Below are 18,789 nucleotides of genomic sequence, written 5' to 3'. Positions count from 1 at the left end.
ACCTAGGCGATCAAACTCACAGGAGCATCGATGACCACACGCACAAACGCCTACGGGCAACCCATTGGCGAAGCCATGCAGGGCTGGACAGCAAGACAAAGGCCGCCACGCATCACACTCGAAGGCCGGTATTGCCGCCTCGAGCCGCTGGACGCCAGGCGCCATGGCGACGACCTGTTCACCGCCTACGCCGCCGCACCCGACGGCCGGGCCTGGACCTACCTGGCCCCCGAGCCATTTACCGCGCGCAGCGATTTCGATGCCTACCTCGAACGCAACGCAGCCAGCGCCGACCCTTTGCATTACACGGTCGTGGACGCCGGCACCCAGCGCGCGGTCGGGACGCTGTCGCTGATGCGCATGGATACCGCCAACGGCGTCATTGAGGTAGGGCACGTGATCTTCTCGCCACTGCTGCAGCGCAGCCGCGCCTCCACCGAAGCCCAGTACCTGCTGATGAAGCTGGTCTTCGAAACGCTCGGCTACCGCCGCTACGAGTGGAAATGCGACAGCCTCAACGCGCCGTCACGCAGCGCGGCCGCCAGGCTCGGCTTCAGCTTCGAAGGCGTTTTCCGGCAGCTCCTCGTCTACAAGAACAGGACCCGCGACACCGCCTGGTTTTCCATCATCGACGGTGAATGGCCGCTCTTGAAGAAGACCTTTGACAGCTGGCTTTCACCGGATAACTTTGATGCACAGGGTGCGCAGGTTCTGGCGCTCACTGACATTCGCAGCCGCCTGATGCACAAAGCCCCCGCCGTGATGGCAGCCTGACGGCAGCACCACAGAAAGAGCTTCATTTCACCGAGGACTCAGGACGGCGCCGGGTATGGATTTCCCGGCGCCGCACCGAAAGTTCAGTTCAGCACCAGCTGCGCGATCACACCGGTGGCGATGGCGATGAGTGCATAGTCCGCGCCCACCTGCACCCACTGCTGGCCGCGCGGCGGCGCATGGAGGCGATGCCCGCGCCAGTCATTCACCACATACTGACGGCCGCGGTACTCATTTGGGATGCGGCCGCCGCGGTAGAACTGCGGGCCGTGACCATCGAAGTGGCGGTCATTGCGGGCATAACGGCGGTCGTCACGATGGTCAAAACCGCGCCCGCCGCGATCGTCTGCACGGGCGTCTGCGCGACCATAACCGGGACCATAGCCGGGACCATCGTCGCGACTGTAACCGGGACCGACAGACCCGCGCTGTTCAACACGGGGAGACTCACCGCGCTGGCTGCGCCCGTCGTAGCCTTGCGCAAACGAGAGCGAGGCAAAGCCCAGCGACGCGGCGGCGATGGCACACACAATGGCTTTTGATTTCATGATCGACTCCTTTGGATGGAAGAGCCTTCATGGTGTTCCGGCGACGTGTCGGCGCAGCAAAGCCGCGGGAGTGTTTGTGTAAAGCCTGGTTGCAATCTGTGCGGCGCTCAGACTTGGGCCTTCAAGCCATCACGGCCAAAGGCAAGCGCGCGGAAGGCTTGTCACTCTCGCCAGGTTGCAGCAGCTGAGCCAGCCATTCATCGATCAGCACGGGATCATTCACCGTCTTGATCGCCTGGTAGGCGACCTCCGCCTCCGGAAACCGCCGCCGCAAAAAATTCAACCACTGCTTGAGGCGCCCCGCTCTCGCACGTGTCTCAAGCCGTGAGCAGACGATGTGCCAGAACTCGGCGATCAGCGGCAGCAGCGTAGGCCAGCTTACAGCAGCATGGTGCCCACCAGCCATGTCGGCCTTGATCGCCAGCCCCAGGCCCGGGTCGCGCACCGCGCCGCGGCCGATCATCAGCACGTCGCAACCCGAAGCTTCACGGCAGCGCCGCGCATCTTCCACTGTCCATATCTCGCCATTGGCCACCACCGGAATCCTGACCGCGGCACGGATGTCGGCGATGCGTTCCCAGTAGGCGGGCGGTTTGTAGGCCTGGGCTTTGGTGCGGGCGTGCACCACGAGCTCGCCGGCACCGCCGGCTTCGATGGCGAGCGCGCATTCAACGGCACGCGCATCGTCTTCGTAGCCCAGCCGCATCTTGGCCGACACGGGCATGCCGGCCGGCACCGCCCGGCGAACCGCGCCGACAACGGCCGTCAGGGTTTCGGGCTCGCGCAACAGCGATGCACCGCCGCCGTGGCGATTGACCACCGCGGCCGGGCAACCAAAGTTCAGGTCAATGCCCGCCGGACCGAGGCCTGCGAGCCGCGCGGCATTCTCGGCCATGCAGCCCGGGTCGGAACCCAGCAGCTGCGCACGCACCGGCACACCGGCCAGCGTGCGGCCGCCGTGGTGCAGCTCGGGCACGATGCGATAGAACACGCGCTCGGGCAGCAGCTGGTCGGTGATGCGGATGAATTCAGAGACGCAGCGGTCAATGCCACCGACCCGCGTGAGGATGTCGCGCAGCACAAAGTCCAGCAGGCCTTCCATCGGGGCCAGCAGGACGGTAGCGCGTGGTTCAGTCTTCATCCCACCCAGCTTCTGGTTTCTATTTGGCGGCCAATCGCCACAGCGACGTGACTTCCGCCGCGCGCGCCGCATGCAGCGCATCGCTGGCGTCCGAGGCCTTGGGGTGATGCGGCTGCGCGTCCAGCCGGTCCACCACCTTGAGGCCCGCCGCATCGATCGTCGCCAGCAGCCAGGTGCGCGTGCGCAGGCCCAGGTGCTCGGCGATGTCCGACAGGATCAGCCAGCCCTCGCCTTTGGGCTCCAGGTGCGCCGCCAGGCCGTTGAGGAAACCCAGCAGCATGCGGCTGTCTTCGTCATACACAGCATGCTCCAGCGGGGAGCCGGGCCGCGCGGGCAACCACGGCGGGTTGCAGACGATGATGTGCGCCTTACCGTCGGGAAACAGGTTGGCTTCGCGCACCTCGACTTGTGGAAAGCCCAGGCGCTTGAGGTTGTCGCGTGCGCAAGCCAGCGCACGCGGGTCCTGGTCGGTGGCCACCACGCGCTGGATGCCGCTGCGCAGCGCCAGAACGGCGGCCAGCACACCGGTGCCGGTGCCAATGTCAAAACCGGTCAGGTCCTCGGTGCCTTCCGGCACGGGCGCCTGCGCCACCAGGTCGATGTATTCGCCGCGCACCGGCGAGAAAACGCCGTAGTGCGGATGGATGCGGTTGTGCGGCCCGTCTTCGCCGAGGGCGGGAATCGGCACGCCCTTGCGGCGCCATTCGTGCGAGCTGATGAAACCCATCAGCTCGCGCAGTGATGCAACCGAGGGAACCGTTCCATCCCGGGCTGGTCCCCAGGCTTCGGCACACGCCTTTTTGGCATCGGGCGCGCGGCGCAAGGGAATGCTGTAGTCCGCGTCAAACGGAATCAGCACCATGCCCAGCACGCGGGCACGCTGCGCCTGCGCCTGGCGGTGCAGGTGAAACGCTTCCGGGAACACCGGCGCGGCGGCTTCAACGGGGGCGCTGGCCTCTCCGGCTTTCTGGTCCTTCACGCGTTTCTCGCGCTTGGGTTTGGCCGGTTTGTCGACGCGGCGGGCCAGCGCCTGCAGCAGTAGCCGGGCATTCTGGAAGTCGCCACGCCAGAGCAGGCCCGTGCCTTCACAGGCCAGGCGGTAAGCAGCGTCGGCCGCGAGGGTGTCGTCAGCGATCACCACGCGCTTCGGCGCCGGCGCGCCGCGCTCGGAACGCCAGCGCGCAGAACGCGCCTCGCCGCCCTCCGTCCAGTGGATGGTGGCGGGCTCAGGAGAAGAGGCAACGGAAGAAGTGACAGGAACAGCAGGTGAAGCGGGCATCAGGGGGCAGACACAAAGAAGAACAAAGAAGGAAGCCAAGTGTTTTAACAGATGGCCAGCCCCAGCGGCTGCAAGCGCTGCCTAATCACTATCAATTTAATAGCTGCTCGCGCATGTCCTGATTGCGCCACAGCCACTTTTGGCACTCAAAAAAGGCCTTTTTGAAGGTCTACAGGCTATTTTGGGTGATCAAAAGGCTCCAAAACAGCGTTCAGAGCACTTTTCAGGTCATTTTCAGGACCGATTCAGGCCTCCAGCCCAATAGGAACCTGCGCCACCAGCTATCAATTAGATAGCAACAACCGGCAGAGAGCGCTTCCCTCCTCACCAGCAGGAGCCGCGGAACTGGCTCCGCCAGGCCGCAGGCGCCGTCCCCTGCAAGGGGAGAGGAGGCTACACGAAGTGAGCCTCAACAGGGGTGTTCAAGTGCTCCAGCCGCCACCCAGCGCCCGAATCAGACCCACCGTTGCCAGGTACTGCGCGGTCTTGACCTGCAGCGCCTGGCGGCGGTTGCGCAGTTCGCTGCGTTGCGCGTCCAACAGTTCAAGCTGGCTGACAAAGCCATTGCGGTAGCGTGAATCCGACAGCACCGTGGCGCGTGTGGCCGAAGCGACGGAACGCGACTGCGCTTCCGATTGCTCGGCCAGCAGGCGCAGGGCCGAGAGCTGGTCTTCCACGTCCTTGAAGGCGACGAGGATCTGTTCACGGTAGTTGGCCAAGGCGATGTCGAGTTCAGCATTCGCGTTCTGCACGCCGGCCTTGCGGCGTCCGCCGTCAAAGATCGGCAGCGAGAGCAAAGCACCCACGCCCCAGGCCTGGGTCGAAACCTTGAACAGGTCCTTGATCTCGGGCGCGGCATAACCTGCGTTGCCCGTCAGCGAAAAGGTCGGGAACCACGCAGCCTGGGCGACACCAACGCGGGCCTGCGCGGCCTGCATGGTGCTTTGCGCGGCAGACACATCGGGCCTGCGTTCCAGCACGGTGCTGGGCACACCGGCCGGGATGACCGGCAGCGCGGTCGACCACTCGGTGGGCGCGACGGCAAAGTTCGACGCCACCTCGCCCACCAGCACAGCCAGGGCATGCTCCAGCACGGCGCGGCGCTGGTCGAGCGCCAGTGCATCGGACTCGGTTGAGGCGACCTCGGTGCGCACACGGGCCACGTCGAGCTCGGCCACGTCGCCCTCCTTGAAGCGCACTTCCGTCAGGCGCAGCGTGTTGCGGTAAGCCTGCAGTGTGTCACGCACCAGCGTGCGTTCGGTGTCGAGCGCGCGCAGGTTGAGGTAGGTTTGCGCCACATCGGCCTGCACCAGCAGCTGGGTGCTGCGCAGCAAGGCTTCGCGCGATTTCGCATCCAGCGATGCGGCGTCAGAGTTCAGCGACAGCTTGCCGATCAAATCAACTTCATACGAAAAGTTGGCCGCCGCCGTCACCGTGGTCTGCGCGACGCGGTTGGTGGTGATGTTGCTCTGGCGCACGGCGCCGCCGCTCAAACCGACTTGCGGCAGGCGGTCGGCATCGGTGTTGCGCAGGATGGCGCGCGCCTGGGCCAGCCGCCCCGCGGCCACCTTGACACTGTTGTTGTTGGCGCCGGCCTGCTCGACCAGCTGGTCGAGCACCGGGTCGGCGAACGCCTTCCACCAGGTGCCTTGTGATTGCGGAGCGGTTGCTGCAGGCGCCGTCGCGACGGCGACAGCGTTTTCCTTGTAGGCGGAAGGCGCAGCCGGAATGCTCGCCGGGTCAACCGACGCGCTGGTGGCGCAGCCGGCCAGCACCAGGGCGGCCAGCAAAGGCAGCAGCGCGGTGCGCAGTTTGGACGTTGTGTGGTTCATGATGAACTCCTGTACCTTTGATGCTTGTTGTTATTCGTGAAGCTTGAGGGGCGCTGCCGGCTGCGCGTGCGCGCCTGCACCACCACTGCCTGCGAAGGCCTCGACGTGCGGCACTTCGCCATGCAGCTTGAGCGGACGGTTGCCCGTGAGGCGGCGCAGCGTGACGTAGAACACCGGCGTGAGGAACAGGCCGAAAGCCGTCACGCCGATCATTCCCGAGAACACCGCCACACCCATGGCGTGGCGCATTTCGGCACCCGCACCGGAGGACAGCACCAGGGGCAGCACGCCCATGATGAAAGCCAGCGAAGTCATCAGGATGGGGCGCAAACGCAGGCGGCTGGCTTCAATCGCGGCCTGCAGCGGCGTGCGCCCGGCAAACTCCAGCTCGCGTGCGAACTCCACGATCAAAATCGCGTTCTTCGCCGACAACCCCACCAGCACGATCAAACCGATCTGCGTGAAGATGTTATTGTCGCCTCCCGTCAGCTTCACGCCCAGCATGGCGGCCAGCAGGCCCATGGGCACGATCAGCACGATGGCGATCGGCAGGGTCAGGCTTTCATACTGCGCGGCCAGCACCAGGAAGACCAGCAGCAGCGCCAGCGGGAACACCCACATGGCCGAGTTGCCGGCAATGATTTCCTGGTACGTGAGGTCCGTCCACTCGTAGCTGATGCCGGGCGGCAGCGTCTCGGCCGCAATGCGGGCGACCGCGTCCTGCGCCTGGCCCGACGAGTAGCCGGGTGCGGCGCCGCCGTTGATGTCGGCCGACAGGAAGCCGTTGTAGCGCATGGCGCGTTCGGGGCCGAAGCTCGGCGTGACTTTCATCAGCGCTGACAACGGCACCATTTCGCCGGTGACCGATCGCACCTTCAAGAGGCCGATGTCTTCAGCGCGGGCGCGGTAAGGTGCATCAGCCTGCACCCGCACGGAATACGTGCGGCCGAACTTGTTGAAGTCGTTGGCATACAGGCTGCCCAGGTAAATCTGCATGGTGTCGAACACGTCAGTCACCGGCACGCCGAGCTGGCGCGCCTTGGTGCGGTCGATGTCGGCATAGAGCTGCGGCACATTGACCTGGAAGCTGGAGAACATGCCGGCCAGCTCGGGCGTCTGGTAGGCCTTGGCCATGAAGGCCTTGGTGGCGGCGTCCAGCGCGGCATAGCCAAGCGAGCCGCGGTCTTCCAGCTGCAGCTTGAAGCCGCCGGTGGTGCCCAGGCCCTGCACGGGCGGCGGCGGAAACATGGCGATGAACGCCTCCTGGATACCGCCGAATTTTCCGTTCAGCTGGCCAGCGATGGCGCCGGCGCTCAGGTCTGCACTCCTGCGCTCGTCGAAGGGCTTGAGCGAGAGAAACACGATGCCCGAGTTGGAGCTGTTGGTAAAGCCGTTGATCGACAGGCCGGGGAAAGCAATCGCGTGTTCCACGCCGGGTTGTTTCATGGCGATGTCGCTGATCTTGCGGATCACGTCCTCGGTGCGGTCCAGCGTGGCGCCGTCGGGCAACTGGGCAAAACCGATCAGGTATTGCTTGTCCTGCCCGGGTACAAAGCCGCTGGGCACTGCCTTGAAGAGGCCTGCGGTGGCCAGCACCAGCACCAGGTACACGCCCAGCATGATGGCCTTGCGCGAAATCGCACCCTTGACACCGCGGCTGTAGTTTTCGGAACCGCGGCTGAACAGGCGGTTAAAGCCTGCGAAGAAGCGGCCGAACACCTTGTCCATGCCGCGGGTCAGCGCGTCTTTCGGTGCGTCATGGCTCTTGAGCAGCAAGGCGGCGAGTGCCGGCGACAGGGTCAGCGAGTTGATAGCGGAGATCACTGTGGAGATCGCGATGGTCAGCGCGAACTGCTTGTAGAACTGTCCCGAGAGGCCGGTGATGAAAGCCAGCGGCACAAACACGGCGATCAGCACCAGGGCAATCGCGATGATGGGCCCGGACACCTCCCGCATGGCGCGGTAGGTGGCGTCGCGCGGACTCAGGCCCGCCTCGATGTTGCGTTCGACGTTCTCCACCACCACGATGGCGTCGTCCACCACAATGCCGATGGCCAGCACCAATCCGAACAGGCTGAGCGCGTTGATCGAAAAACCGAACAGGTGCATCACCGCAAACGTGCCGATGACAGAAATAGGCACGGCCAGCAGCGGAATGATGGAAGCGCGCCATGTCTGCAGGAAGATGATCACGACCAGCACCACCAGGGCCACGGCTTCGAGCAGCGTATGTACCACGGCCTCGATGGACGAGCGCACAAACTGCGTGGTGTCGTAGACGATTTCGTAGTCCACGCCTTCGGGCATGCTCTTTTTCAGGTCCTTCATCACGGCCTGCACATCGTCGGAGATCTGGATGGCGTTGGAGCCCGGTGCGGCAAACACCGGCACGGCCACAGCCTGTTTGTTGTCCAGCAGCGAACGCAGGGCGTAGTCGGAAGCACCGAGCTCCAGACGAGAAATATCGCGCAGGCGCGTCACGGCGCCGCCCTTGTCGGTCTTGACGATGATGTCACCGAACTCTTCTTCGCTTTGCAGGCGGCCCTGGGCATTGATGGACAACTGCATGTCCACGCCGGGCAGGCCCGGGGAAGCGCCCACGACGCCGGCGGCGGCCTGGATGTTCTGCTCGCGGATGGCGCGTACCACGTCGCCGGCGGACAAACCGCGCTCAGCCACTTTTTGCGGGTCAAGCCAGACGCGCATTGAATAGTCGCCCGAACCGAACAGCTGCACCTGGCCCACGCCATTGATGCGCGCCAGGCGGTCCTTGACATTGAGCACCGCGTAATTGCGCAGGTAGGTCATGTCGTAGCGGTCGTTGGGCGACAGCAAGTGCACCACCATCGTGAGGTCGGGTGAGCTCTTGATGGTGGTAATGCCCAGGCGGCGCACTTCTTCCGGCAGGCGCGGCTCGGCTTGCGAGACACGGTTTTGCACCAGTTGCTGGGCCTTGTCGGGGTCGGTGCCGAGCTTGAAGGTGACGTTCAGCGTCATCAGGCCGTCGGTGGTGGCCTGGCTGCTCATGTAGAGCATGCCGTCCACGCCGTTGATGGATTCCTCGAGCGGAGTGGCGACGGTCTCGGCAATCACTTTGGGGTTGGCGCCGGGGTAGTTGGCGCGCACCACCACGGTGGGCGGCACAACGTCCGGGTATTCGGCGATCGGCAGCGAGCGCAGCGCGATGAGTCCGGCAATGAACATCAGCAGCGACAGCACGCCGGCAAAGATCGGCCGGTCAATAAAAAATTTGGAAAGATTCATGGCAATTCTTCTGGTTCAGGTGAAGGAGCGGCTCAGGACTTGGCCGCGACCTTCACTGCTTTTTCGGTGAGTTCCGACTTGGCGGTCATCTCGACCGGCTGCGGTGTGATCAGCGCACCGGGGCGGATGCGCTGCAAGCCGTTGACCACAATGCGTTCATTGGCGGCCAGGCCGCTTTTGACGACACGCAGGCCATCGACGGAAGCGCCCAGCGTGACTTCGCGGTACATCGCCTTGTTGTCGGCGCCGACCACGAGCACAAACTTCTTGTTCTGGTCGGTGCCGACGGCGCGTTCGTTGATCAGCAATGCCTTGCCTTTGGTGGCCTGGCCCATGCGGATGCGCGCGAACTGGCCGGGAATCAGCTGGCCGTCCTTGTTGTCGAACACAGCGCGTGCACGCACGGTGCCGCTTCGGGCGTCCACCTGGTTGTCGACCAGCTGCAGCTTGCCTTCAAACGGCGTGTCGGCGCTGGCGGCGGTGCCCATCTGCACCGGAATGCGGTCCAGGTTGCGGCCGCCCGCGATACCGGCGTTGGCGCCCTGCACGTCCTTGAGGGCCTTGACCACGACCTGCTCGTCGGCGTCGAAGCTCGCATAGATCGGGCTCACGGACACCAGCGTGGTCAGCACGGGTGCGCCCGGGCCTGCAGCGACCAGGTTGCCCACCGTCACTTCGAGCTTGCCGACGCGGCCGGCCACCGGGGCGCGGACCTGCGAATACCCCAGGCTCAGCTGCGCCGTTTGAAGGGCTGCCTGCGCGGCGCGCAGGTTGGCGTCGGCTTCACCCTTGCCATTGGTGCGCTCGTCAAATTCGCGCTTTGAAATGGCCTGCTCGCCCCACAGGCGCTGTGAGCGCTCGTGTTCGCCTTTGGCCTGAGCCACACGGGCCTGCGCCGCGGCCACCTGGGCTTCGGCGCGCGCCACTTCGGCGGCGTAGGGTGCCGGGTCAATCGTCAGCAGCAGGTCACCCTTTTTGACCAATGCGCCTTCGCGGAAGTGCACGGCCTGGATGGTGCCGGCCACACGCGAGCGGATATCCACGCGCTCAACCGCTTCCAGCCGGCCCGAAAACTCGTCCCAGGCAGACACGTCGCTTTGCACGACAGTGGCCACCGAGACCGGCGTGGCCTGCGGCTCGCCGGACGCAGCGGACTGGGCACGCGTGCCCGAAACGCCGAAGATGACAGCCGTCACGCCCGTCAATGCCAGTACCGCCACGACGGTTGCCAGCAAACGGCGCTTGTTGTTGTGCAGATGAATCGATGTCATGGTGAAACCCCTCAAAAGAAAAAGGAAAAAAGGAACTGTGAAACTCAGGAATGGGTCGCATGCGCGGCCAGCGCATCAGCGAAAAAACGGGTGTACTGCTCATGCAGGACAGGGCCCCAAGCAGCCTTGTGGTCGCAAGGCTGCAGATAGCTGCAGGGCCAGCCGGTCGGAACCGGCAACACGGTCTCGTGCGCAACCAGGCCTGCGGCGCGCAGCCGTGCGGCGTAGGCCAGCGTTTCGTCGCGCAGCGGGTCGTCCTGCGCGGTGATAAGCAACGTCGGTGCAAGGCCTGCCAGGCGGAATGCGGCGCCGGGTGCAGCGTAAGGGTGGCTTGCGTCTTCGGCCCGGGGCAGGTATTTGTGCCAGCCGTCGGCCCAGGTGCAGCCCACGGGCCCGGCTTCGGCGTCGCGCAGCGAAGCGGTCGCAAGGCATGGGTCCAGCATGGGCGACATCAGGATCTGCCCTGCCAGAGCCGGCTCATGCTGGTCACGCGCCATCAGCGCCACGGCGGCAGCGATATTGCCACCGGCCTCTTCGCCGGCCACAAAAACCGGCGCACCGACGCCGACCAGCTTGTGGCGAGCCTTGGCGGCCCAGACCAGCGCGGCATAACCTATTTCGACAGCATTGGGGAAAGGGTGCTCTGGCGCCAGCGGATAGTCCAGCGACATCACCACTGCGCCGGCTTGGGCCAGCAACCCGGCTACGCAGGAACCGCCTTCCAGGGACCCCCCTACAAACGCGCCGGCATGGAAATGCACCACCAGGGGTGAAACGCCCGTGCCGCTGCGGCGGCCGTAAAAGCGCACGTCCAGCGGCTTTTTCAGTGCCAGTTGGATCTGTTTTTCCACCCAGGGAGGGGGGTTTTTGTCGGCGCCTGCGGGGACGGGCTGTGGGCTGTTCATCATGGCGAGCCGCACGCGGCTCCTCTTTGTTGCAATGCAGCAGAAGATACGCGCGACAACTCCCTTAATAAATAGCCGTTTTGTTTATACTTTATTTCACCAGTGCAACAATGAGGGGTAGCAAGCAGGCTTCTCCTCTGAAAATCACGGTCCCCCATGAAAGCTCCCATGAACATCCGAGCGCGGAGTTTCATCCTTCCCTGTGGGGCAAGGTCAATCGGGAGCGGGCAATCCCGGAAAGTTCTCAGGGCTATTTCGCGCCCCGCACCTGAACCGGCTGGGCTGGTCACAATCGCCCCTCGCTGTTTTGCCGATGAGCCTTTGTTGGCAAATGCCCCTCTTCCCCGGCAGCCATTCTTTTTATTACCGCCCCCGTTATCCGCCCCATATCCTCTTGCAGCGCCGGCCCGCCAGGCAAGGCACGCGCTGACGGCCCTCACCAGAACAGGACTCTTTCATGGATAAATTTTCCGCAATGCAGGCCTTTGTACGGGTTGTGGAGGCCGGCACGTTTACCAAAGCGGCAGATTCCATGGGCATGCCCAAGCCCACGGTGACGCGCCTGATCCAGACGCTGGAACAATCGCTGGACACCAAGCTGCTCAACCGCACCACGCGCAAAGTCACCGTGACGGCCGACGGTGCGGCCTACTACGAGCGCGCGGGCCGCCTTCTGGGCGAAATGGAAGAGCTTGAGTCGAGCATGTCGCGCGCCAAGGCCAGCCCGCGTGGCCGGCTCAAGGTGGACATTCCCTCATCACTGGGCCTGGCCGTGGTGATTCCGGCCCTGCCCGACTTTTATGCGCGCTACCCCGACATCCAGCTGGAGCTTGGTGTGAGCGACCGGCCGATCGACATCCTTGCCGAAAATGTCGACTGCGTGATCCGCGGCGGGCAGATCACCGACCAGTCGCTGGTGGCACGCCGCATCGGCGAGTTCTATTTGATGTCCTGCGCTTCGCCCGCCTACCTCAAGCGCCACGGCGTGCCACAGCACCCGCGCGAGCTGCAGGCGCACAAGCTGATCCGCTATTTTTCGCCGCGCGACGGCAAGCTTTACACCGTCAACCTGCAAAAGGACGGCGAGGTGGTGGAGATCGGCGGGCACCACCAGCTGTCGGTCAATGACTCGAACGCGGGTGTGGCGGCGGCGCTGGCAGGCCTGGGTATCCTGCAGACGCTCACCTTCCTGGTTCAGCACCACATCAGCAGCGGTGCGCTGGAACCCCTGTTCAATGGCTGGTGCTCCGAGGCCAAACCCATCCATGTGGTGTACCCACCCAACCGCCACCTGAGCAACAAGGTGCGTGTGTTTGTCGACTGGATCGCCGACCTCTTCGCCAAACACGACCTGATACAGCGCAAGAGCAGCTTGCCGCAATAAACGAGGCAGACGACGCGACAGCCGCTACACCGAATGCATCGGCATTTTCCGGCGTCCCCAGCTTCCTACAACTGGCGTCATCCGCAGACTACACCACAGGACATCCCAGGGGAGTAAGGTCAGTGGCTGTCCGGCGTTTTGCGCGCCTGCGTTCATACACTGCCTTTCTTCCCTGCGAAAGACCACCCATGCCAAGACCCAAAGTTGCCGCGCCCGATACCGAGAGCCGAAAGGCACTGGAGCAGCGCGCGCGGGAAGCAGCCATGCCCGCACCACCCCGTGAAAAAGGCCGCTGGCCATTTCCGGTGCCGGACGACCAGCCCGCCGGCAAAACTGAAGGCCGCCACGAGGAACCGGAAAAGCCGGCCAAGCCAGGAAAGTCCGGCGACTGACTGCCGGATTCTCCATGCACTCTCTTCTCTTCTGTGTCAGCGGCGCGCCAGGACGCGCTTGACCAGCATGGCGGCGAACAACACCAGCGCACCGGCGATCAAGCCTGTGAGTGCGTCCATCAACAGCGGTGTGAGCGCGACCAGCAAGGCACCTGCTCCGCCTATGGCCGACGCTTTTTGCGCGAGCAGCTCGATCGCGTGATGCAGCGGCGCAAAGCCGTGCGTCAAAATGCCGCCCCCCACCAGGAACATCGCGATGGTGCCCGCCACAGAAAGGCCTTTCATGAGCCAGGGAGCGGTCAGCAGGATGGCGCGGCCTGCGCCGCGCTGCAAGCGGCCCAGGGCGCCGCCTCCTTCACGCTGGCTAAGGTAAAGCCCGCCATCGTCCAGCTTCACGATGCCTGCCACCAGGCCATAAACCCCCACCGTCATCAGAAGGGCGATACCGCCCAGAACAGCCACCTGCGTCACGAAGGGACTGGCCTGCACGGTGCCCAGCGTGATCGCGATGATTTCAGCGGACAGGATGAAGTCGGTGCGGACCGCTCCCTTGATCTTGTCTTTTTCAAGCGCCAGCACGTCTACGTCGGGGTTGGTCAGTGCGGCGGTCAGTGCTTCATGCTCGGCCGCCTGTTCGTCTGCGCTGTGCATGAATTTATGCGCGAGTTTCTCAAACCCCTCGTAACAAAGAAATGCACCGCCCACCATCAGCAGCGGCGTGACGGCCCACGGTATGAACGCGCTGATGGCCAGCGCGGCCGGTACCAGGATGGCCTTGTTGACAAAAGAACCTTTGGCCACAGCCCAGACCACCGGCAGTTCCCGGTCTGCCTTGACCCCTGAGACCTGCTGGGCGTTGAGCGCCAGGTCGTCACCCAGCACGCCGGCGGTTTTCTTGGCGGCCACCTTGGAAAGCAGCGCTACGTCATCAAGGATGGTGGCGATGTCGTCGATCAACGCGAGAAGGCTGCTGGCCATATGTAGGTTCCGTGTGCCGGCGCAAGGCCGAAGGGGGTGAGCAAAGCTTGCAAAGCCTGGCCGTGGCGGTGCCGGGGCCTGGCAGGAGTCCGGTGCTGCTGTTATGCGTTGTGATCGCACCGAAGGGGAGACCTACTGTACCCAAATCCAGCGCAACAAAAAGCCGCCTCGCGGGCGGCTTTGAACGGGCATTTATGTGCCAGGTATTCAGCGTGCCGTGAGCCGTCCCAGGATAAAGCCCAAGGCAAGGGCGGCACCGACGGCCTCCAGGGGCCTTTCCTGCACCCATGATTTCGAGGCCTCAATGGCCCGGCCTGGTGCTTCAGTCACCCTGCGGGTCTGGTCGGCAAAACGGTCAGCCACGCTGCTGGCACCGCCGGCCAGCTTGTCGACGCCTTCGTGCGCGGCGGAAGAAGCGCGGTCTACCGCACTGCGGGCCGGCTCAGCCACCTTGTCAATACCGCTGTGGAGCGCTGCGCCGGCAGACTCGACGCCGCGCTGCAGGGGGTTGTCAGTACCGGAAGCCGTACCGGTGGAGGCTGTGGTTTTGTCCATGATGCTTCTTTCAAAAAAATTCCGCAAAATACCTCTGCGATCTATTTGTGTCCCGGCGATGACGGGTATATGGTTCGTCATCCAGAGGTGTCTGCCGACATTAAGCGGTGGCAGGCATGCAGACTGTGCGCAGCCGGATACGCTGCATGTAGGACAAGAGAGTGTTGTGCGTGCCGCGCGGTTGTCGGCCCACACTGACAGGAAAAAGGCCGCTTGGCTTGGCAGCCCCTGTCGCGGTTGCCCGCATCATCGTCCTGAACTCACAAGCCAAAGGCATCCAGGCCAGGCACCGTTGATAAACGCCCTTCTAACGTTTTCGAAACTCCAAGGAGAAGCACAATGCCCAGAATTGGACGACCCGCCCTCAGAACCAGCGCAACCGACAACGGCCAGCCGCGTAACGGCCCACCCGAGGAAGGTCTGGATGAAGACGACGCACTGGAGTTGCCGGTCGAGCCCGACGAAGGGATGCCGCTGATTCCTGATGACGATGAGCGGGTGGTGAATGTGCCGTCGTGAGATGGCGCTCTTAAGGCCTGGTTTTTTCTGTCGTTGTGCTTTTTGCTGAGTTCTGCTGGCCGGGGGTTGCCCGGCATGCAAGTAACTTTCTTTTGCTTCGCCAAAAGAAAGTCACCAAAGAAAAGGCGACCCTGGTTCCTGCGTCCCTACGCTTCGCTACGGGCAACCTGTGGTGCTCGGTCCAGCCGGGGTCAAAAACAACTCGCTTCGCTCAAACAAGTTTTTGCCCTGATCCGTCTGGACCTCCGCTCCTCGGCGCATCCACAAGGGGGTGGGGAAGGAATACGAATACCTGAAGAAACAAGGACACGCCATGGCGTGTCCTTGTCGGTATTGGAGTTGGTATTTGTCTTCAGTCCCCGCTCCCGATTAGCCCTTCTGTATGCGCCGAGGAGCGCAGGTTCAGGCGGATCAGGGATCGCGATTGTCTGAGCCGAAGGCGAGTTCGAGCGAGACCCCGCCTGAACCGAGCACCGCAGGTTGCCCGTAGCGAAGCGGAGGGTCGCAGACAGCAGGGTCGCCTTTTCTTTTGCTTACTTTGCTTTTGGCGAAGCAAAAGAAAAGTGAGTTGCCGCCGGGCAACCCCCGGCCAGCAGAACTCAGCAAAAAGCGCAACGCAGGAGCAAGAACCGGCCCAAACAGAATCAGTTCAACAATCCAGCCCTCAATCAACCACCCGCTTGAGCCGGATCTCTTCCAGCTTGGCACTGCCAAAAGCCACCGTCTTGAGCGATGGCATCTCGCGCTTGAACCCCGCAGCGTGTTCATAAAAGCGCAGCGCACGCTCATTGCGCAAAAGCACCCACAGCGTGACCTGCGTGCAACCCTCTTCTTTCAGGCCCTCACGCGCGCCGTCCCACAGGGCCAGGCCTGCGCCCTTGCCCCAATGTTCTGGCAGCACATACAGCGCCCAGATTTCGCCAACAGTGGATTTGGTGCCGGCATCGCGGGAACGGTCAAAGCCGACAAAGCCCACGATCTCATCTCCGTCCGTGGCCACCAGCAGTTGCGGTTCGCTGAATTCGATGGCTTCGCGCCAGTAAGGCAGGCGTTTTTCTACCGTGATCTTGCCGAGGTAGTCCTCGGGCATGAGGTCTTTATAAGCGGCCTGCCAGGTGGCGACATGGATTTCGGCAATGGTTTTGGCATCGCGGGGCGTAGCGGGACGGACGGAATAGCTGGACATGAAAAAAATCGCTTGTGAATCGGTGCGGGAAATGATCGGGGGAGCAGAATTGTCGCCCAAATCGCCTCTCGCCCGGCAATACATTCGCTTCACGGCGGTCCGGCGGCAGGATGAATGCCCGGCCAGTGACTTTGGCGTCGGGTACATTCGTCGCACCCTAACACTTACAAGCGCTTGCACATCATGGCCCAAGGTATTCAGTTTCCCCTGCAAATGTCCTTCAAACTCATCGCCTTTGCACCGCAATTTCTGGTCAAGGACGCGCATAGCCAGCCGGTGGCGTATGTCAAACAAAAACTCTTCAAGCTCAAGGAAGCCATCACGGTTTTCACCGATGAAAAACAGGACCGGCAGCTCTACCAGATCAAGGCGGACCGGATTATCGATTTTTCAGCGCTTTATCACTTCACCGATACCCAGGGCGCGGCGCTGGGCGGCATCAAGCGTCGCGGCATGCGCTCCATGTGGAGAGCCGGTTTTGACGTGCAGGACAACGGCGTCACCCACTTCAGCATCAACGAGAAAAGCGTGATGACGCGTTTTCTTGACGGCCTATTCAGCCAGATTCCGGTGATCGGTATGTTTTCGGGCTACCTGTTCCATCCCGCCTACCAGGTGACGAGACCCGACGGCACCCTGGTGGCCGAGCTCACCAAGCAGCCCGCCCTGTTTGAGGGCCGGTTCACCGCCGAGCGGATGGCCCCCGTCAATGAACGCGAAGAGCAGCAGTTGTTGCTGTCCCTGATGACCGTGCTGCTGCTGGAACGCCTGCGCGGTTAACGCAGACGCCGGCGCAGGCAGCTACCCGTACCCGAAGCAGCGATGGACGACCCGGCCCACCCTGGCGATCCGGCGAATGCGGTTCTGTTCAGCGTCCAGCTGAACCCGGAAGGGGTGCATTTCAGCGCCTCGCCGTCCCTGCCGATCCTGCAATCAGCACTCCAGGCCGGCGTGGCGATGGACAGTTCGTGCAGAAACGGCACCTGCCGCACCTGCATCCGCCGGATGGCCAGCGGGCAGGTGGCTTACCGCATCGAATGGCCGGGCCTGAGCGCCGAGGAAAAGCAGGCGGGCTACATCCTGCCCTGTGTCGCGTACCCACTGTCGGATGTGGTGATCGAGCCGGGGGACTGAACTGCCGGTATCTGCCGTAGACCCACGGGCAAAGCCCCGGGCGACGCGGCGCCGTCGCCGAGCGCGCGCTGCATCAGCACCGTGTCCACCCACTGGCCGAACTTGTAGCCGACACAGCCCAGCGTGCCGACACGGGTAAAACCCAGCGCCTCGTGCACCCTGAGCGAGCCCGTGTTGGCGCTGTTGCCGACCACGCCCACCATTTGCCGGAAACCGCGTTGCTCGCACTGGCGGATCAGCTCACGCAGCAAGGCGCTGCCAATGCCGGCCTGGCGCATGCCTGGCGCGACGTAAATCGAGTCTTCCACCGTATGGCGATAGGCCGGCCGCGAACGATAGGCACTGCCATAGGCGTACCCCACCACCTCTGCGTTGCGGTGCGCCACCAGGTAGGGGTAGCCGCCCTGCAGGATGTCGGCGCGGCGCGACAACATCTGCGCGACGCTGGGCGGCTCCAGCTCAAACGTCGCCAGGTTGGTGGCCACGTAGTGCGCGTATATCGCCTGGATTGCCTCCATATGGCTTTCGGCACAGGGACCGATCACCAGGGAATCGCAAGTTCCGGAGGAAGGGCCGGGGCGCGTGGCATGGGGTATGGGTGTGAGGTGCATGCCGCTATGGTTGCGCAACGGCATGCATAAGTAAATATGTCAAAACTTATCAGATTGATTAGAATTTCTTTGCATGCTCAACCTGGACCACCTGCGCACCTACGCCCTCATCGTTGAAACCGGGAGCTTTTCCGGTGCGGCCGAAAGGCTGGGCCTTTCACAGCCCGCCGTCAGCCTGCAAATCAGGCAGCTGGAGCAGAAGCTGGGCGTGCGCCTGATTGAACGCGTGGCGCGCCGCGCAACGCCCACACCCGCAGGGCTTGACCTGATGGAAGAAATCCAGCATGTCAACACCGCCGTAGACGGCGTCATGGCCGCCATGGCTTCCCACTCCTCGAATGTGGCTGGCCGCATCACACTGGGCATTGGCGCCACAGCCTGCCTTTATTTCCTGCCGCAAATCCTGCGCTCATTGAGGCTGCGGTTTCCCAATCTGAGCGTGGTGGTCAGCACGGGCAACACGGCCGACTTCGTCAAGGCGGTGGAAGGCAACATGCTGGACCTGGCGCTGGTCACGCTGCCCGTCAAACGGCGCGCGCTGGCGGTGACACCGTTGTTCAACGACGAGTTTGTGGCCATCGCACCCAAGCGTGACGCCGCCATGCCCGCCAGGATCACCCCGGCCGTCCTGGCAAAGCGCGAGCTGGTGCTGTTCGAGCCGGCGGCCAACACCCGCGTGATCATCGACCAGTGGTTTCAGGATGCGGGCCACGCCCCCAAACCCATCATGGAACTGGGCAGCGTCGAAGCCATCAAGGAAATGGTGGCAGCGGGCCTGGGCTGCAGCATCCTGCCCGCAATGGCGGTCACCGGCCCAGGGCAGCATGCCGAACTCGTGGTCCACCCGTTGTACCCACGGCTGCAAAGGACGCTGGCCCTGATCATTCGCAACGACAAACCGGTGAACAAGGCCCTGCACCAGGTGATTGCTGCCATTTCACAGCGGGCGGGCGCCGAGCCGCGCCAGCCAGGTTCCCGGTCTTCACTGCAAAACAACAAGCTGTAGCACGCCTGTC

17 protein-coding genes and 1 pseudogene are annotated in these 18,789 nt (G+C 63.5%); 7 read left to right on the top strand and 11 right to left on the bottom strand.

What is annotated here, in order from left to right:
* Window positions 1–30 precede the first annotated feature (30 nt).
* Window positions 31–732 (top strand): annotated as a pseudogene (locus AC1DWQ_RS21670) (GNAT family N-acetyltransferase); the annotation flags it as partial.
* Between the two features lie 125 nt (window positions 733–857).
* On the opposite strand, the gene AC1DWQ_RS21665 reads toward AC1DWQ_RS21670, so the two are convergent.
* The 7 genes from AC1DWQ_RS21665 to AC1DWQ_RS21635 form a co-directional block, all read right to left on the bottom strand.
* Window positions 858–1,322: an RcnB family protein gene (locus tag AC1DWQ_RS21665; protein WP_477671490.1), complete on the bottom strand. Its 465-nt coding sequence runs from the start codon at window positions 1,320–1,322 to the stop codon at window positions 858–860.
* Window positions 1,323–1,443: 121 nt separating this feature from the next.
* Window positions 1,444–2,463, bottom strand: coding sequence for a tRNA dihydrouridine synthase (locus AC1DWQ_RS21660; protein ID WP_477671489.1), 1,020 nt, complete (start codon window positions 2,461–2,463; stop codon window positions 1,444–1,446).
* Between the two features lie 19 nt (window positions 2,464–2,482).
* Window positions 2,483–3,742 carry a methyltransferase gene (locus tag AC1DWQ_RS21655; protein ID WP_477671488.1) on the bottom strand — a complete coding sequence of 420 codons (1,260 nt, stop codon included), beginning with the start codon at window positions 3,740–3,742 and terminating at the stop codon, window positions 2,483–2,485.
* Window positions 3,743–4,164: 422 nt separating this feature from the next.
* Complete coding sequence (locus AC1DWQ_RS21650; protein WP_477671487.1) at window positions 4,165–5,574, bottom strand: efflux transporter outer membrane subunit; 1,410 nt, start codon at window positions 5,572–5,574, stop codon at window positions 4,165–4,167.
* A 30-nt stretch (window positions 5,575–5,604) separates the two neighbouring features.
* Entirely contained in the window at window positions 5,605–8,838 is a 3,234-nt protein-coding gene (locus AC1DWQ_RS21645) for an efflux RND transporter permease subunit (protein WP_477671486.1), read from the bottom strand.
* 32 nt (window positions 8,839–8,870) lie between these two features.
* Complete coding sequence (locus tag AC1DWQ_RS21640) at window positions 8,871–10,109, bottom strand: efflux RND transporter periplasmic adaptor subunit (protein WP_477671485.1); 1,239 nt, start codon at window positions 10,107–10,109, stop codon at window positions 8,871–8,873.
* Window positions 10,110–10,153: 44 nt separating this feature from the next.
* The gene (locus tag AC1DWQ_RS21635; RefSeq protein WP_477671622.1) at window positions 10,154–11,014 is read right to left on the bottom strand and encodes an alpha/beta hydrolase; all 861 of its coding nucleotides are present in this window, start codon (window positions 11,012–11,014) and stop codon (window positions 10,154–10,156) included.
* Window positions 11,015–11,471: 457 nt separating this feature from the next.
* Here AC1DWQ_RS21635 and AC1DWQ_RS21630 point away from each other — a divergent pair, with 457 nt between their 5' ends.
* Together AC1DWQ_RS21630 and AC1DWQ_RS21625 are read left to right on the top strand one after the other, a co-directional pair.
* The gene (locus AC1DWQ_RS21630; protein WP_457279192.1) at window positions 11,472–12,398 is read left to right on the top strand and encodes a LysR family transcriptional regulator; all 927 of its coding nucleotides are present in this window, start codon (window positions 11,472–11,474) and stop codon (window positions 12,396–12,398) included.
* 188 nt (window positions 12,399–12,586) lie between these two features.
* Window positions 12,587–12,790: a hypothetical protein gene (locus AC1DWQ_RS21625; RefSeq protein ID WP_477671484.1), complete on the top strand. Its 204-nt coding sequence runs from the start codon at window positions 12,587–12,589 to the stop codon at window positions 12,788–12,790.
* Between the two features lie 36 nt (window positions 12,791–12,826).
* On the opposite strand, the gene AC1DWQ_RS21620 is transcribed toward AC1DWQ_RS21625, so the two are convergent.
* Together AC1DWQ_RS21620 and AC1DWQ_RS21615 are read right to left on the bottom strand one after the other, a co-directional pair.
* Entirely contained in the window at window positions 12,827–13,768 is a 942-nt protein-coding gene (locus AC1DWQ_RS21620; RefSeq protein ID WP_477671483.1) for a DUF808 domain-containing protein, read from the bottom strand.
* A 207-nt stretch (window positions 13,769–13,975) separates the two neighbouring features.
* Complete coding sequence (locus AC1DWQ_RS21615) at window positions 13,976–14,323, bottom strand: ElaB/YgaM/YqjD family protein (RefSeq protein ID WP_477671482.1); 348 nt, start codon at window positions 14,321–14,323, stop codon at window positions 13,976–13,978.
* A gap of 339 nt (window positions 14,324–14,662) precedes the next feature.
* On the opposite strand from AC1DWQ_RS21615, the gene AC1DWQ_RS21610 reads away from it, so the two are divergent.
* Complete coding sequence (locus AC1DWQ_RS21610; protein ID WP_477671481.1) at window positions 14,663–14,842, top strand: hypothetical protein; 180 nt, start codon at window positions 14,663–14,665, stop codon at window positions 14,840–14,842.
* A gap of 664 nt (window positions 14,843–15,506) precedes the next feature.
* Here the strand turns inward: AC1DWQ_RS21610 and AC1DWQ_RS21605 are convergent.
* Window positions 15,507–16,028 carry an N-acetyltransferase family protein gene (locus AC1DWQ_RS21605; RefSeq protein WP_477671480.1) on the bottom strand — a complete coding sequence of 174 codons (522 nt, stop codon included), beginning with the start codon at window positions 16,026–16,028 and terminating at the stop codon, window positions 15,507–15,509.
* A gap of 183 nt (window positions 16,029–16,211) precedes the next feature.
* Between AC1DWQ_RS21605 and AC1DWQ_RS21600 the strand changes: the two genes are divergently transcribed.
* Window positions 16,212–16,808: an LURP-one-related family protein gene (locus tag AC1DWQ_RS21600; RefSeq protein ID WP_457279198.1), complete on the top strand. Its 597-nt coding sequence runs from the start codon at window positions 16,212–16,214 to the stop codon at window positions 16,806–16,808.
* Between the two features lie 42 nt (window positions 16,809–16,850).
* The gene (locus AC1DWQ_RS21595; RefSeq protein WP_477671479.1) at window positions 16,851–17,162 is read left to right on the top strand and encodes a 2Fe-2S iron-sulfur cluster-binding protein; all 312 of its coding nucleotides are present in this window, start codon (window positions 16,851–16,853) and stop codon (window positions 17,160–17,162) included.
* Here AC1DWQ_RS21595 and AC1DWQ_RS21590 read toward each other — a convergent pair.
* Window positions 17,102–17,773, bottom strand: coding sequence for an N-acetyltransferase family protein (locus AC1DWQ_RS21590; RefSeq protein ID WP_477671478.1), 672 nt, complete (start codon window positions 17,771–17,773; stop codon window positions 17,102–17,104). The two genes, AC1DWQ_RS21595 and AC1DWQ_RS21590, sit on opposite strands and share 61 nt — an antisense overlap.
* A 73-nt stretch (window positions 17,774–17,846) precedes the next feature.
* Between AC1DWQ_RS21590 and AC1DWQ_RS21585 the strand changes: the two genes are divergently transcribed.
* Window positions 17,847–18,779, top strand: a complete 933-nt coding sequence (locus AC1DWQ_RS21585; protein WP_477671477.1) for a LysR family transcriptional regulator — start codon at window positions 17,847–17,849, stop codon at window positions 18,777–18,779.
* Window positions 18,780–18,789 lie beyond the last annotated feature (10 nt).

Source organism: Polaromonas sp. P2_G11, from assembly GCF_056403595.1.
The sequence above is the reverse complement of the archived record's forward strand: the minus strand, read 5'-3'. Positions and strand labels throughout refer to the sequence as shown.